Origin of the sequence: Mycetohabitans sp. B8, assembly GCF_021991875.1 — a bacterium.
In the GTDB taxonomy this organism is placed as follows: domain Bacteria; phylum Pseudomonadota; class Gammaproteobacteria; order Burkholderiales; family Burkholderiaceae; genus Mycetohabitans.
The window spans coordinates 51,199-64,435 of record NZ_JAHLKR010000003.1; the positions used below are offsets into that span (position 1 = coordinate 51,199).

A 13,237-nucleotide genomic window follows, 5' to 3' on the forward strand; every position below is an offset into this window, starting at 1 on the left:
CGCCGAATGGCGGGTTTTTTTTATCGCGCGTCACAGTGGCAGTGAAGCAACTGCGGTGACCCGGCGCGCGTCGCGTGCCAGAATGGATATGTTAGCGTCAGGCCAGTCAGAAAGAAAAATCGGAACATTACTAAGGCCCTGATATGTCGCGCGGTTGTTTTAGCTGGAATCGACAGGCAGTGGTAACGACTTACAGCACGTAAAAAGATAAAAAGAGAAAGCAGTGTTATTCAACTCACGTGGTGCAAATCCGCGTGCTGAAATAAAAAAGCCGATACGGCTAATTGTATCGGCGTGATGATGCAAATGGGGCATGCATGCCCCACGCTGCCCGCAACGTCAAGCCGTCAATCCGATCCGTTCGTCTGCGCCGATGGCGAGGTTCATGCACTGCACAGCAGCGCCGGATGCGCCTTTGCCAAGATTGTCGAGCCGCGCGATCGTCATGATGCGCTCTTCATTGCCAAAGACGAACAGGTCGACGCGATTGGTGCCGTTATTGGCTTGCACATCAAAAAAGCCATCGTCCAAGTTCTCCGGCGCACCCAATGGCATGACCCGAACAAACGCTTCGCCGGCATAGTGATCGGCCAGCACGGCATGAACGTCAGCCGGTGCCACCCGGCGTGCCAATTGCGTCGCGGGAAGGTAGGTCGTAACCGCGAGCCCCTTGTAGAACGCGCCGACGATCGGTGTGAACGCCGGCATCACCGTTAGCCCGGCATGGACCGTCATTTCCGGCAGGTGTTTGTGCGTTAGCGCGAGCGCGTACGGGCGCGGACTCGACAACGCGGGAGCTGGGTTGCCCTCGTAGGCCGCGATCAATTTCTTGCCGCCACCACTGTATCCGGTGATCGAATAGGCTGTCGCGACGAAGCTGGCCGGCACGATACCGGCATCGACCAGCGGGTGCATGGCCAGCACGAACGCCGACGCATGGCATCCGGGCACCGCAATGCGCTTGCTCGCGCGGATTTTTTCCCGCTGCGCGTGGTTCAGCTCGGGCAGCCCATACGCCCAGTCCGCTTGTGTGCGGAACGCGGTGCTGGTGTCGATGATGACCACGCGGTCGCTGTCGACCAGCGACACGGACTCGCGCGATGCGGTATCCGGCAGGCACAGGAACGTGACGTCGGAGGCGTTAATCAGCCGGCGCCGCTCGTCAGGATCCTTGCGCTTCGCTTCGTCGATACGCAATACCTCAATGTCGCGCCGTGCCGCGAGGTATTCATTGATCTTCAGCCCCGTTGTGCCGTCCTGTCCGTCGACAAAAACTTTGGTTGTCATTGCGCGCCCGCCTTGTACCCCGATACCGTTAAACAGGTATTTTAAGGCCCTAGGCGGGACAGATTCGTGGCGGTTGCGAAAAAAATGCCGTTATCGAGTATAGGTCACGATGATCCGCGCGGTGGCGAGGGCGGCCACCGAGATTTCGTGCTCGAACATTGCGGCAGGACGCCCGCTGGCCAGCCGCAGGTCCTGGGTGCGCAGCGCCCACACGGTGACGATATAGCGATGCGCTTTGCCGGCCGGCGGACATGGGCCGCCATAGCCGTCATCGCCGAAGTCGTTGCGGGCCTCAATGGCGCCGATTGATTTTAGGAAGCCCGATCCGCTGGCATTGGCCGGCAATCGATGGACGTTAGCTGGAATGCCGGCGACGGCCCAGTGCCACCAGCCGCGACCTGGTGCATCGGGATCGAAGACCGTCACCGCAAAGCCCCGGGTGCCGGGCGGCGCGTTACGCCACGACAGGTCTGGGGAGTGGTTGGATCCGCTGCAGCTGCCCTTGTTGTGGATTTGCGCATGCGGCACGGCCTGGTTGGGGCGCAACGCCGCGCTGTGCAACTCGAACGGGCGGCTCACGCCGCCCGCCGACGTGGGTATGGCGTTGACCGACGCGTTGTCCGCCTGGGCGAGAGGCTGTGCGACCAGCAGCCACCCGGCCATGGGCAAAGTCTGCCACGCGCGGACATGCGAACGACGGGATGCTCGAGGCTGCTGGCGACGCGGGCGCATGGGCCGGAAACCTCCTGTCCTTGACGCAACGTTGTTGTAACGAACAGTCAGGCACAGCGCGCTTGGTGCCGATCGGCCGGAGCGGGACCGGGGCAGCGCCGGCAAACACGCAGGTAGTCTATCATCCGGATCCGTTTGCAAGGTAGCCGCGGCGTCGGCGACCGAGGTCGAAGGCCTTCCAGATGCGACAAAGCCGCCCGTGAGGGCGGCTTTGTCGCATCTGGCATCGGCCCCGATGGGTTCCGCTATTGCGGCGTGGACGTCGCGCCGCCATGCGCGGCCGACCATTGAGCGGGTGCGTTCAGGAACTTCTCGACTTCGTCCAGCGTTTTCGTGTCGAAGTATCCCTTATCCTTAGCCACGCGCAGCACGTCCCACCAGGTCGCCAGCGCGTGCAGATCGACGCCGACATCCTTGAGCACCGACACGCTTTCCTTGAAGATGTTGTAATGGAACAGCACGAAGCAGTGCTCAACGCTCGCGCCGGCGGTGCGCAACGCATTGATAAAGTTGATCTTGCTGCGGCTATCGGTCGTCAGGTCTTCGACCAGCAGCACCCGCGAACCTTCTTGCAGAAACCCCTCGATCTGCGCATTACGGCCGAAACCCTTTGGCTTTTTGCGAACATATTGCATCGGCAAGCCCATGCGATCGGCAATCCATGCGGCGAACGGGATGCCGGCAGTTTCGCCGCCCGCCACCGAATCGACCTGCTCGAATCCGACGCCGGCATAAATCGTCGATTCGGCCATGTCCATCAGCGCGTTGCGTACGCGAGGATAGGAAATCAGCTTCCGGCAATCGATATAGACCGGACTCGCCCATCCGGACGTGAAGATATACGGCTTTTCGGCGTTGAAGTGGACGGCCTGAACCTCGAGCAGAATCCTGGCGGTGGTGTCGGAGATCGTTTGACGATCGATGCCTATCATCGGGAAAATCCTTGGAATCGGGGGTGGGTCGGGCAGGAGTGCGCGACACGCGTAGCCCGCTATTATACCTCAGTCGGACGCCATGCTGGCTGACCGCGCTTAGGGTCACGGTACGCGCCGCGAGTTTATCCGCCGTACCTATGTTATCGGACACGGACAGCAGTTCATGGGGTGTACACTTATCGCCCCCACCATATCCAATTTCCATCTACCTACACGTCGCACCATGGACGAACAACTGAAGCAAAGCGCTCTCGCCTATCACCAGAATCCAAAGCCCGGCAAGATCTCGGTCACCCCGACCAAGCCGCTGTCGAACCAACTCGATCTGTCGCTCGCCTACTCTCCGGGCGTCGCGGCCGCGTGCGAGGCAATCCATGCTGAGCCGCTTGATGCGCAGAAGTACACGTCGCGCGGCAATTTGGTCGGCGTCGTCACGAACGGCACGGCGGTACTCGGGCTTGGCAACATCGGACCATTGGCCGCCAAGCCGGTGATGGAGGGCAAGGGTTGCTTGTTCAAGAAATTCGCCGGTATCGACGTGTTCGACATCGAGCTTGCGGAATCGGATCCGGACAAGCTGGTCGAGGCGATCGCGATGCTTGAGCCGACCCTGGGCGGCATCAATCTGGAGGATATCAAGGCGCCGGAGTGTTTCTATATCGAGCAGAAGCTGCGCGAGCGGATGAAGATTCCGGTGTTCCACGACGATCAGCATGGTACGGCGATCATTGCGTCGGCGGCGATTCTGAATGGCCTGAAGGTCGTCGGCAAGCACATCGCCGACGTGAAGTTGGTCGCCTCGGGCGCGGGCGCAGCGGCAATTGCGTGCCTGGACCTGCTGGTCAAGCTCGGTCTGAACAAGGACAACATTCTTGTGGCCGACTCCAAGGGCGTGATCTATGAGGGACGCGGCCACCTCGATCCGTCCAAGCAACGCTATGCCGCGCACACCGATGCGCGCACCCTAGCTGACGCGATCAAAGGCGCCGATGTGTTCCTTGGTTGCTCAAGCGCCGGTGTGCTGAAGCCGGACATGGTCCGGGAGATGGCTGGCAAGCCGTTGATTCTGGCGCTGGCTAATCCGGAGCCGGAGATCCGGCCGGAGGAGGCCAAGAAGGTCCGCCCCGATTGTATTATCGCCACGGGCCGCTCTGATTATCCGAATCAGGTCAATAACGTCCTATGTTTCCCGTTCATCTTCCGCGGTGCGCTCGACGTGGGGGCGACCACGATCACCGAAGAGATGAAGCTCGCCTGCGTGCGCGCGATCGCGGAGTTGGCCGAGGAGAGTGACCAGGGCGACGAGGTGGCTAAGGCGTACGAGGGCCATACGCTCGAATTCGGCCCTGAGTACCTGATCCCGAAGCCGTTCGATCCGCGACTGATCATCAAGATTGCGCCGGCTGTCGCGCAGGCGGCGATGGATTCACGCGTCGCGACGCGTCCGATCGCCGATATGGAAGCCTATCGGGAGCAGCTTGCCACGACGGTGTACCACACCGGCATGGTAATGCGCCCCGTATTCGCCGCAGCCAAGGCGTCCAACGCACGGATCGTGTTTGCCGAGGGCGAGGACGAGCGCGTGCTGCGCGCCGCGCAATTCGTGCTGACCGAGCGCATCGCCAAGCCGATCATCGTCGGGCGTCCGGCCGTGGTCGAGATGCGTTTGAAGAAGATGGGCTCGAAGTTGCGCGCCGGCCAAGACTTCGAGGTCGTCGATCCGGAAGACGATCCGCGCTACCACCGGTGCTGGCAGGCCTATCACGAGCTCGGAGCGCGCGCGGGCGTGACGCCCGAAGTGGCCAAGGCCGCGATGCGCAAGTCGAACACCTTGATCGGGGCCATGCTGGTGCGGCTCGGCGACGCCGACGGCATGGTGTGCGGCTTGATCGAATCGTTCCATAGCCATCTGAAGTACATTGATCAGGTGCTGGGCCGCGCTGGCGACGCGCAGCACTATGCGGCGATGAACTTGCTGATGTTGCCCGGCCGCAACCTGTTTATCTGCGATACTTACGTGAACGAAGTGCCGAGCGCGGAGCAGCTTGCCGACATGGCGATCCTGGCGGCACGCGAGGTCGAGAAATTCGGCATCGTGCCGAAGATCGCCTTGCTGTCGAACTCGAACTTTGGCAGCGTGCCGACGGCTTCCTCGCAGCGCATGGCCCACGCCCGTGCGTTGATTGCCGAGCGTGCCGCGCACCTGGAAGTCGACGGCGAAATGCACGGCGATGCAGCGCTGTCCGAAGTGATTCGCAAACAGGCGATGCCAGGCACGACGCTCAGCGGCGAGGCGAATTTACTGATCATGCCGAACGTCGAGGCAGCCAATATCACGTACAACCTGCTGAAGATGATTGGCGGGGAGGGCGTGACGGTCGGGCCGTTCCTGCTCGGCGCGGCGAAGGCCGTGCACATCCTGACGCCGGCGTCCACCGTGCGCCGCATCATCAACATGACTGCGGTGGCATCGGCCAACGCACGCGTTGGTTAAGCGTGCCGGTCTGCGCGGCGCAGCCACGTTGCCGGGCACTGCTCAATTGTTTCCCGCGTTGGCCGATCGCGCCGTTCTGGCTGCGGTTGCCATCGGCCAGCGTCGCGGCGGCTCAGCGCAGGCGACGCCCGTTGGGTGCCACTGCTTGGCGAGCGCCAGCGCGCCAGCAACTCGCTCCGTCGCGCCGCCCTTCTGCGCGAGTCCTGTCACGAAGTCGACATCGTAGAGGCTGCTGTCGCCGATGCTGCCGGGGGGGCACCCATCCGGCCGTCATTGATGTGAAGACTCACTTCGCACTCGAGCGGATCAAGGAAACGACGGCACTGCCGATCCGCTAGCGGTTTGCGCCGCTCAGGCCATGCCGCGGCCGCTTTTGCGGTGATGAGTTGACGCCTCCGGCCGCACACCCACGCGTCCCGTCTTACACTCTCGAGACGGGCGCGTCGCACAAGGGTATCAAGCGACCCACCCGGCAGGCACTGCGCGGAAGACATCGAACAACTGGGACGCACGCCGCGCCTGGCGCTTCATCGCATAGTCGAACATCGCAGCCTGTTCCTGTAGCCGTTCGGCCATGAGGCTCGATGAGTCCGCCGGCGGCAGCGTCAGGTATGCGTCGGCTTCCCCGTACGCGTATTCGATTTTCATGCCGGCCTTCCTCGCAATGTGCATCATCGTCGAATTGCGTGACAGGCAATGCATATACAGCGTTGTCACGCGGGTATTCCGACCACGCATCGCGGCGCGCTCGAACAGTTGCGTGCCGATGCCGCGGCCGCGGGCGCGTTCAAGCACCGACACACCGAACTCCGCGGTACGCTTATCGCCGTTGTCATGCAGATAGGCGAGATGACCGACACCGACCAACTCGAGGTTGTCATCGCACACGCCGAACACTGTATCGCGGGAAAAGTCGATGCCGTCAACGTAGTGTTCGATCACAGGGTCGGAAACCCTTTGCCCAAACCGTAGCAGCCGGTCATCGTCGCTCAGTGACAGGAAGTGTGCGTGCAGTCGTGCGCGATCGCGTGACGACAACTCACGCACGAGCGCCGCTTTCGGCGACGCGCTGCGCGGATCATGCATCGTTACCGGGCTAGGGGCCGAGTTCAACGCTTCCATCGGGTTCTCCTGCGGGCGGCGGGCTTCCCGCCTGCCCATCTCGCATCAGTTTCTGATGCATTGCAATATGTATTGTACAGGAAAGCCCTAATTTTATCCGGGAAAACCCTAAGAAGAGCTTGAATTGTTATTCTAAATTGCCATTAAGCAGCTTAAAAACGCCGTATGAAAGGGCTTGGCGGGTACTGCTGCGCTGACGCAACGACGGGTGAATCGTCATGGCCTGGCCCGATTTTTTGCTATGTAATGGGCGGCGGCGTGACCAGTCCGTGTTCGAGCACGGCGACGACCTCATCCGCGAAGTTCGAATAGGTCATCTTGCCGCCTGGCTTGAGCCACGTGAAGGTCCAGTTGATCATGCCGAATACCATCATGGTGAGCGCCATCTGGTTGGACTTGGTCACGCGCCGCGGATAGGCGCGAGCCAGCTGGCGCGCAAACGCGGCAACGATGTCGCGTTGCCGGTCCAGGATGATTTCGCGCTGCGTTTGCACCAGGTATTTGACGTCGTTGAGCAGCGCAACGTGTCGCGTGTGCGACGTCTCGTACTCGGCGAGGAAGGCACAGATCAACTCCGCGAAGGTTTGCTGCTCGTTCAGTTCCCGTCGCTGGCTGGTGCCCTCGACCTCGGCGATGATCAGCATCAGTCGCTTCGTGTACCGGTCCAGCAAATCGAACAGGATAGCCTCCTTGCTCTCGTAATAATGGTACAGGCGCGCCTTCGACGTACCGCTGGCCGCGGCCAGGTCCGCCATCGACGTGCTCGGATAGCTGGTCTGCGCGAATTTCTCGGCGGCCAGATTTAAGATCTGCTCGCGCTGGTTTTCGTGATCGGGGGCTCGGGTGCGGGCCATGGGGTCATTCGGTTGAGAATCTGTCCGGTTAGTGTGACATGCACGTCGTCGGCCTACGGCCGCCGCACTTGTACATCGCGCCACTGTCGACGCGCGTCGCCGCTGAGCGCGAGGCGGCCGGCCATGGCCAGTTCCCTGCAGCGCCACAATGCGATCGCATCGGTCACACAGGCGCCGAAGTCGCCCGTCATGATTCGGGCGGCAACGTGGGTCGCCATTTGCCATCGATCGTTGGTATGCTGCAACCATGCGTCATCGATCGGCGCATAGGTGCCGGTCACGAAGCGGTTCTCGCGCCAGCATCGCACGTCGCCATTCTGCCGTCGCACGTCCTGCCACTCCAGCGCGAGCCGCCCGATCCGCAACACCGAGATCGGCGCGGCCATCCGGATGCGCGTGGCCAGCGCATCGGCGCCGAACATGCCGATTGCGCTCGTGCCGTCGGCCCGCAAAGCGGTCTCGCGCGGCAACTCGCGTGCGCTGAGGGCCACTTCGTTGAGCCGTTGTGGCTGGGTGCGCAGATACCATGCAACCCGACGCAGCATCAGTTGGTCTGACGCGCTTTGTGCGTGCCAGACGACGATATTCATCGCCGATCCGACGAGACGCTCCAACTCGGCGTTCTGCTCGTTCAATTCGGACGCGACATTCCGGTCTCGTTCATCGAGGATCTGCTGCCAGAACGCCGCGCGTTCATGCACGTCACTGTCGACAGTGCGGATTGGGCCAAACGCGAGATCGTCACGCAACGCGAGTACCTCCTCGTTGCGTTGCGCACTGGACAGCGCTGCACGAAGCGAGGCGGCTGCCACATCTCCGTTGGTAATATGGATCGTTGTCATGAAGGTCGACCGCTTACGGGCAATCGGCAATCGGGCCCGCGCTGCGCGGTTCCCAGCATGCCATCAGTGCACTGCGCGAGCCGGGGCTATACGTGAACAGGCGCTAGTGTAAGCGATCGTTCTGGAGCGTGGCCGGCGGGGCCGCGGATGAGGGCGGCCCGCAGTGCAGTACACGGCTCAGCGTTCGTCGTAGCTGACTACCACGCGTTCGCTGACCGGGTGGCATTGACAGGTGAGGACAAAGCCGGCATCCACTTCTTGGGGCTCGAGCGTGTAGTTCTTCTCCATCCGGACTTTTCCCTCGATCACCTTGGCACGGCATGTGCAACACACGCCGCCCTTGCATGCGTACGGCAGTGCAAGCCCTGCGCGCAGTCCAACATCGAGCAAGCTCACGCCTTCGTACGGCAGGCGCAGCTTGCGGCGCTTGCCATCGAGCACGATTTCCAGGTCCGCCGCCGGGGTGTTTTCTGTTATCTGGACCGAGGGTACGCCGGCTTGCGGCAACGGCGTACCGAAGCGCTCCACATGGATGCGCTGTTGCGGCACCCCGGCGGCTTTCAACGCGTCCTCGGCGGCATCCATCATCGGCGCTGGTCCGCAGATGAAGGCCTCGTCGATTGATCCGGCCGGCACTAGCGACTGCAGGAAGGCGTCGCACTTGGCCCGGTCCAGCACGCCATTGAAGAGTTCGACATCCTGCACATCGTCCGACAGCACGTGATACAGGATCAGCCGGTTCATGTACCGGTTCTTCAGGTCTTCCAATTCCTCGGCGAACATGATCGCGTCGACGCTGCGATTGCCGTAGACTAGCGTAAAAGTGCTGCGCGGCTCGACGTCCAATGTCGTTTTGATAATGGCCAGCACCGGCGTGATGCCCGAGCCTCCCGCAAACGCGACATACTGCTTGTCGTGGTCGGCATTCAAATGCGTGAAAAAGCGGCCATCGGGCGTCATCACATCGATCGTGTGCCCTGGTTGCAGGGTGTTGAACGCAAAATTCGAGAAGCGGCCGCCGCGCACTCGCTTGATGCCGATGCGCAATTCGCCGTCCCGCTCGTAGTCGGTGACGCCCACGCAGATCGAGTATGAACGGCGCGTTTCCTCGCCGTCGATATGGGCCTTGAGCGTGACGAACTGCCCCTGCGTGAACCGGTACGCATCGCGCAGTTCGACAGGGACCTCGAAAGCGACCGAAACGGCGTCCGGCGTTTCGATGCGCACTTCGCGGATGCGCAGCGGATGAAATTGCACAGTGGCCATGTTAATACGGTTTAAAGTAATCGAAAGGTTCGCGGCAGGTCATACAGCGGTACAGCGCCTTGCACGCGGTCGACCCGAACTGCGATAGCCGCTCGGTGTTCGACGAGCCGCAGTGCGGGCAGGTGGGTTGCGCGTGCTCGCGCTCGCGCTCGTCGCGCGACACGATCCTGACCGGCTGCGGCGCTTGCATTCCCCGCGTCGCGCAAGCCCGTGACGGCGGTGCGATCCCGTAGCGGCGCAGCTTCTCGCGCGCGCCCTCGGTGATCCAGTCGGTGGTCCACGCGGGCGCAAGCACACTGACGACACGGTGCGGCGCGAGCCCCGCGCCATCCAGCGCCGCGCCGATGTCCTCGGTGATCTGCGCCATGGCCGGACAACCCGAGTAAGTTGGCGTGATCACCGCTTCAATGACGCCGTCCGGTGCCTGTCGCACGTCGCGAAGAATGCCGAGTTCGCGGATCGACACGACCGGGATCTCCGGGTCGGGTACCGCGTCCAGCGCCGCCCACGCGCGGGCAACGGGTGAAGTGTCGGTCGAACTGTCTGGCATGCGTTTCTCTGTCGAATTCGGAAGCCGGCGCGAATGCCGGAATGGGGCCGGGAGTGGCCCGCACCGTTCTACCAGCGGGCGCCGGGATGCTGGCGGGCTAGGCTCTGCATTTCCGCCAGCAGATAGCCCATGTGCTCGGAGTGCTCGCCCAGTTTGCCGGTCGTCACATATTGACCCGTGGTTGGCCACGCAAGCGTGGCTTCGTTGAGCGCCGCCCGGACATGCTCCGACCAGTCTGGCTGCAGCGTCGCGTTCCGTGGGCCGATGCCCTGTGCCGCGATGGACTGCTCGAGTTCGTCGCTGGAGAAGAACTCGCTCGTGTACGGCATCAGGAAGTCGACCGCGGCCTGCGTGCGGCGATGCGATTCGTCTGTGCCGTCGCCGAGCCGTACCAGCCAGTCGCGCGCGTGGTGCACGTGGTATCGCGTTTCCTTGAGCGACTTGGCAGCGATCGCGGCCAACTCGGCATCGCTTGAGTGCAGCAGCGCATTCCAGACGTGCAGCATCAGCGTCGAATACAGGAAATTGCGCACGATCGTGACCGCATAGTCCCGGTCGGAGCGTACAGTACCGCCATACGGGCCGGCGTGTGGCAGCTCGAGCATTGTGTAATTACAGAACTCGCGCTCCTCACGGAAGAATGCGTAGTCGTCCTCGTCGCGCGCTTGGCCAGTGAGCGTAGCTTCCAGCGAGCCGGCGTGTGTATAGAGCAGCCGGGCCTGGCCGATCAGGTCCAGGCTGATATTGGCCAGCGCGATATCCTCTTCGAGGACCGGGCCATGCCCGCTCCATTCGGCATTGCGCTGGCCGAGAATCAAGGCGTTATCCGCGAGGCGCAGGACATACGCCAGATGTTGTTGCGTTGGCATGGGCGTGGTCCGTCCTGACTTTACATGTGGTTGACTTTGTCCGGTAACTGATAGAAGGTCGGATGGCGGTAGATCTTGTCGCCGGCCGGATCGAACAGTTCGGATTTCTCTTCGGGCGCCGACGCGGTAATCGCCGCCGCTGGTACGACCCAGATGCTCACGCCTTCCTGCCGGCGCGTGTAGACGTCACGCGCCATGTGCAGCGCCATTTGTGCGTCCGCCGCATGCAGGCTGCCACAATGTTTGTGATCCAGCCCCTGTTTGCTGCGTACAAATACTTCCCAAATCGGCCATTCTTTGCTCATGGGGTCCTCCTCGATCCTTGCTGGCGCACCACTACGCCGCTTTCGGTTTGTTGCGCCGAGCCTGCTTGGCCTCGTACGCCAGCGCCGCCTCGCGTACCCAGGCGCCGTCCTCATGCGCCTTCACGCGCGTGGCCAGCCGCTCGCGGTTGCAGGGGCCGTCGCCGTTGACCACGCGCCAGAACGCTTCCCAGTCCACCGCGCCGTAGTCGTAGTGGCCGCGCGCCTCATTCCACTTCAAGTCCGGATCGGGCAGCGTGACGCCGAGGACCTTGGCCTGCTCGACGGTCGCGTCGACAAATTTTTGCCGGAGGTCATCGTTCGATATGCGCTTGATACCCCATTTGACGGACTGGTTGCTGTGCACCGAGTCCTTGTCGCTCGGACCGAACATCATGAGCACTGGCCACCACCAGCGGTCCACGGCCTGCTGCACCATCTCGCGCTGTGCTGCGGTACCCTGCATCATGACCAGCAACGCATCGAAGCCTTGGCGTTGGTGGAACGACTCTTCCTTGCAGATTCGGATCATCGCGCGCGCATAAGGGCCATATGTGCAGCGGCACAGCGGGATTTGGTTCATGATCGCAGCGCCATCGACTAGCCACCCGATCACGCCGACGTCGGCCCAACTCGGCGTGGGATAGTTAAAAATGCTCGAATACTTCGCACGGCCGCTGTGCAGCGCATCGAGCATCTGATCGCGCGACACGCCCAGCGTTTCCGCGGCGCTGTACAGGTACAGCCCATGCCCGCCTTCGTCCTGCACCTTGGCTAACAGGATCGCCTTGCGTTTCAAGCTCGGCGCGCGACTGATCCAGTTGCCTTCGGGCAACATGCCGACGATTTCGGAGTGCGCGTGCTGCGAGATTTGCCGCACTAACGTCTTGCGATAGGCATCAGGCATCCAGTCCTGCGGCTCGATCTTGTCGTCCGCGGCGATGCGCGCGTCAAAGCGCTGCTGATCTATGCTGGCAACGGGGCTGTCGGCCAGCGCGGCGTTACCCGGTAGGTCGAGCGATTGCGTATACATGGGAAGACTCCATCAGGATTCTCTGCGCAGTATAAACCTACCGACCGGTCGGTTAATAGTTTTTTATCTTGTGAATCCGCGGCCGGCCCGAGCGGCGCGGCATGCGGGTGGCCGTGCCTTGTCGATCGCACGGAGGTGGCGGGACGCGCGTCAGCGCAATCGCTGCGGGATCGGGCACAATGCGCGCCTTTTGATTCAATGCCAGGCTTTCCATGCCCTTGCAAGCTATGTCGAGCCTGCGATTTCCCGCATACGGTCGTCGGCGCGCCGCCACTGATTGACGGCTATCAGCGAGTGGCTGCAGATGCACGCCGGCGGCGTCCGAATCTATATCGGGACGCTTACGCCAGCGGACCTTCCTGCGTCGCGCGAAGCCGTGCGCAGTGCGGTGAACGACTGGATCAGAAAGCAGCACCCATTGGACGGCGTCATCGATTCCGACCCGGCGCTGCGTGATGCCGCCCACCCGACGCGGATGGCGGCCCCCTACGATAACGGCGAGCGCGTCCATCCAAGCGATGCAGGCCAGGCTATCGGGCGATGGCCGGCGCGGTACCGCTGGCGTGGTTTGCGCCGCCGGGTGGAAGGGGCAGGCAAGCGGCTGGCCGGGGCGCAGGGATCGTGGGTGGACTAGGCAGTGGCGGGCAAGGTGACAAAAATGTTTGCTGAAAAATATCCGCTGCCCCTTGCGGGGGTTGCGCCATGGGTCTATGATTTGGCCCCTTGCTGCTCAGGCAGCGGGGCCGCTGAACGAGCAAACGCAGCGGGCGGGGTGGACAACGGGGTGTGAGGCAGTCAGCATCGCACCGGGGTGGTAAAAAAAGTTGTTGACGCTTCGCAAGATTGTGTTCATAATCTCGTTTCTCTGCTGCTGATGCAGCGACGCGACGCAGATGCGGCAGGCCCGATGGGCCGACGTGGAGTTGGCGCGATGCTCTTTAACAAGTAACA

The 13,237-nt window shown here is 62.3% G+C and carries 14 protein-coding genes and 1 pseudogene; 3 read left to right on the forward strand and 12 right to left on the reverse strand.

Annotated elements, in window-relative coordinates; translation table 11 throughout:
• Nucleotides 1-339: 339 nt before the first annotated feature.
• The 3 genes from argC to KQH60_RS01570 all read right to left on the reverse strand — a co-directional run bounded on the left by argC (nt 340) and on the right by KQH60_RS01570 (nt 2,951).
• On the reverse strand, nt 340-1,287 hold the full coding sequence (gene argC / locus KQH60_RS01560; RefSeq protein WP_237574849.1) for an N-acetyl-gamma-glutamyl-phosphate reductase: 948 nt from the start codon (nt 1,285-1,287) through the stop codon (nt 340-342).
• Between the two features lie 90 nt (nt 1,288-1,377).
• Nucleotides 1,378-1,950, reverse strand: coding sequence for a YbhB/YbcL family Raf kinase inhibitor-like protein (locus KQH60_RS01565; RefSeq protein ID WP_237574850.1), 573 nt, complete (start codon nt 1,948-1,950; stop codon nt 1,378-1,380).
• A gap of 314 nt (nt 1,951-2,264) precedes the next feature.
• Nucleotides 2,265-2,951, reverse strand: coding sequence for an orotate phosphoribosyltransferase (locus tag KQH60_RS01570; protein ID WP_237574851.1), 687 nt, complete (start codon nt 2,949-2,951; stop codon nt 2,265-2,267).
• A gap of 226 nt (nt 2,952-3,177) precedes the next feature.
• Here KQH60_RS01570 and KQH60_RS01575 point away from each other — a divergent pair, with 226 nt between their 5' ends.
• Together KQH60_RS01575 and KQH60_RS01580 are read left to right on the forward strand one after the other, a co-directional pair.
• On the forward strand, nt 3,178-5,448 hold the full coding sequence (locus KQH60_RS01575) for an NADP-dependent malic enzyme (protein WP_237574852.1): 2,271 nt from the start codon (nt 3,178-3,180) through the stop codon (nt 5,446-5,448).
• Nucleotides 5,449-5,708: 260 nt separating this feature from the next.
• Nucleotides 5,709-5,786: pseudogene (locus KQH60_RS01580) on the forward strand (Lrp/AsnC family transcriptional regulator); the annotation flags it as partial.
• Nucleotides 5,787-5,904: 118 nt separating this feature from the next.
• Here KQH60_RS01580 and KQH60_RS01585 read toward each other — a convergent pair.
• The 8 genes from KQH60_RS01585 to paaA all read right to left on the reverse strand — a co-directional run bounded on the left by KQH60_RS01585 (nt 5,905) and on the right by paaA (nt 12,286).
• Complete coding sequence (locus KQH60_RS01585; protein ID WP_237574866.1) at nt 5,905-6,534, reverse strand: GNAT family N-acetyltransferase; 630 nt, start codon at nt 6,532-6,534, stop codon at nt 5,905-5,907.
• Nucleotides 6,535-6,809: 275 nt separating this feature from the next.
• Nucleotides 6,810-7,424, reverse strand: coding sequence for a TetR/AcrR family transcriptional regulator (locus KQH60_RS01590; RefSeq protein ID WP_237574853.1), 615 nt, complete (start codon nt 7,422-7,424; stop codon nt 6,810-6,812).
• Nucleotides 7,425-7,477: 53 nt separating this feature from the next.
• A complete protein-coding gene (locus tag KQH60_RS01595) occupies nt 7,478-8,266 on the reverse strand; it encodes a DUF1835 domain-containing protein (protein ID WP_237574854.1) in 789 nt (262 codons plus the stop codon).
• A 177-nt stretch (nt 8,267-8,443) separates the two neighbouring features.
• The gene (gene paaE / locus KQH60_RS01600) at nt 8,444-9,532 is read right to left on the reverse strand and encodes a 1,2-phenylacetyl-CoA epoxidase subunit PaaE (protein ID WP_237574855.1); all 1,089 of its coding nucleotides are present in this window, start codon (nt 9,530-9,532) and stop codon (nt 8,444-8,446) included.
• Between the two features lies 1 nt (nt 9,533).
• Nucleotides 9,534-10,082 carry a 1,2-phenylacetyl-CoA epoxidase subunit PaaD gene (gene paaD, locus KQH60_RS01605; protein ID WP_237574856.1) on the reverse strand — a complete coding sequence of 183 codons (549 nt, stop codon included), beginning with the start codon at nt 10,080-10,082 and terminating at the stop codon, nt 9,534-9,536.
• Between the two features lie 68 nt (nt 10,083-10,150).
• Nucleotides 10,151-10,951, reverse strand: coding sequence for a 1,2-phenylacetyl-CoA epoxidase subunit PaaC (gene paaC, locus KQH60_RS01610; RefSeq protein ID WP_237574857.1), 801 nt, complete (start codon nt 10,949-10,951; stop codon nt 10,151-10,153).
• 20 nt (nt 10,952-10,971) lie between these two features.
• Nucleotides 10,972-11,256, reverse strand: coding sequence for a 1,2-phenylacetyl-CoA epoxidase subunit PaaB (gene paaB, locus KQH60_RS01615; RefSeq protein ID WP_237574858.1), 285 nt, complete (start codon nt 11,254-11,256; stop codon nt 10,972-10,974).
• Between the two features lie 31 nt (nt 11,257-11,287).
• Nucleotides 11,288-12,286 (reverse strand): 1,2-phenylacetyl-CoA epoxidase subunit PaaA, encoded by a 999-nt coding sequence (gene paaA, locus KQH60_RS01620; RefSeq protein ID WP_237574859.1) that lies wholly within the window; start codon nt 12,284-12,286, stop codon nt 11,288-11,290.
• A 277-nt stretch (nt 12,287-12,563) separates the two neighbouring features.
• Between paaA and KQH60_RS01625 the strand changes: the two genes are divergently transcribed.
• Nucleotides 12,564-12,920 (forward strand): hypothetical protein, encoded by a 357-nt coding sequence (locus KQH60_RS01625; RefSeq protein WP_237574860.1) that lies wholly within the window; start codon nt 12,564-12,566, stop codon nt 12,918-12,920.
• A gap of 96 nt (nt 12,921-13,016) precedes the next feature.
• On the opposite strand, the gene KQH60_RS01630 is transcribed toward KQH60_RS01625, so the two are convergent.
• On the reverse strand, nt 13,017-13,237 hold a 221-nt coding region (locus tag KQH60_RS01630; RefSeq protein WP_237574861.1), incomplete at its 5' end, for a hypothetical protein.

What these genes read in the sequence shown, in the direction of transcription:
- argC (WP_237574849.1), bottom strand. Translation starts at nt 1,287, where the DNA reads ATGACAACCAAAGTTTTTGTCGACGGACAGGACGGCACAACGGGGCTG.
- KQH60_RS01565 (WP_237574850.1), bottom strand. Translation starts at nt 1,950, where the DNA reads ATGGCCGGGTGGCTGCTGGTCGCACAGCCTCTCGCCCAGGCGGACAAC.
- KQH60_RS01570 (WP_237574851.1), bottom strand. Translation starts at nt 2,951, where the DNA reads ATGATAGGCATCGATCGTCAAACGATCTCCGACACCACCGCCAGGATT.
- KQH60_RS01575 (WP_237574852.1), top strand. Translation starts at nt 3,178, where the DNA reads ATGGACGAACAACTGAAGCAAAGCGCTCTCGCCTATCACCAGAATCCA.
- KQH60_RS01585 (WP_237574866.1), bottom strand. Translation starts at nt 6,534, where the DNA reads ATGCATGATCCGCGCAGCGCGTCGCCGAAAGCGGCGCTCGTGCGTGAG.
- KQH60_RS01590 (WP_237574853.1), bottom strand. Translation starts at nt 7,424, where the DNA reads ATGGCCCGCACCCGAGCCCCCGATCACGAAAACCAGCGCGAGCAGATC.
- KQH60_RS01595 (WP_237574854.1), bottom strand. Translation starts at nt 8,266, where the DNA reads ATGACAACGATCCATATTACCAACGGAGATGTGGCAGCCGCCTCGCTT.
- paaE (WP_237574855.1), bottom strand. Translation starts at nt 9,532, where the DNA reads ATGGCCACTGTGCAATTTCATCCGCTGCGCATCCGCGAAGTGCGCATC.
- paaD (WP_237574856.1), bottom strand. Translation starts at nt 10,082, where the DNA reads ATGCCAGACAGTTCGACCGACACTTCACCCGTTGCCCGCGCGTGGGCG.
- paaC (WP_237574857.1), bottom strand. Translation starts at nt 10,951, where the DNA reads ATGCCAACGCAACAACATCTGGCGTATGTCCTGCGCCTCGCGGATAAC.
- paaB (WP_237574858.1), bottom strand. Translation starts at nt 11,256, where the DNA reads ATGAGCAAAGAATGGCCGATTTGGGAAGTATTTGTACGCAGCAAACAG.
- paaA (WP_237574859.1), bottom strand. Translation starts at nt 12,286, where the DNA reads ATGTATACGCAATCGCTCGACCTACCGGGTAACGCCGCGCTGGCCGAC.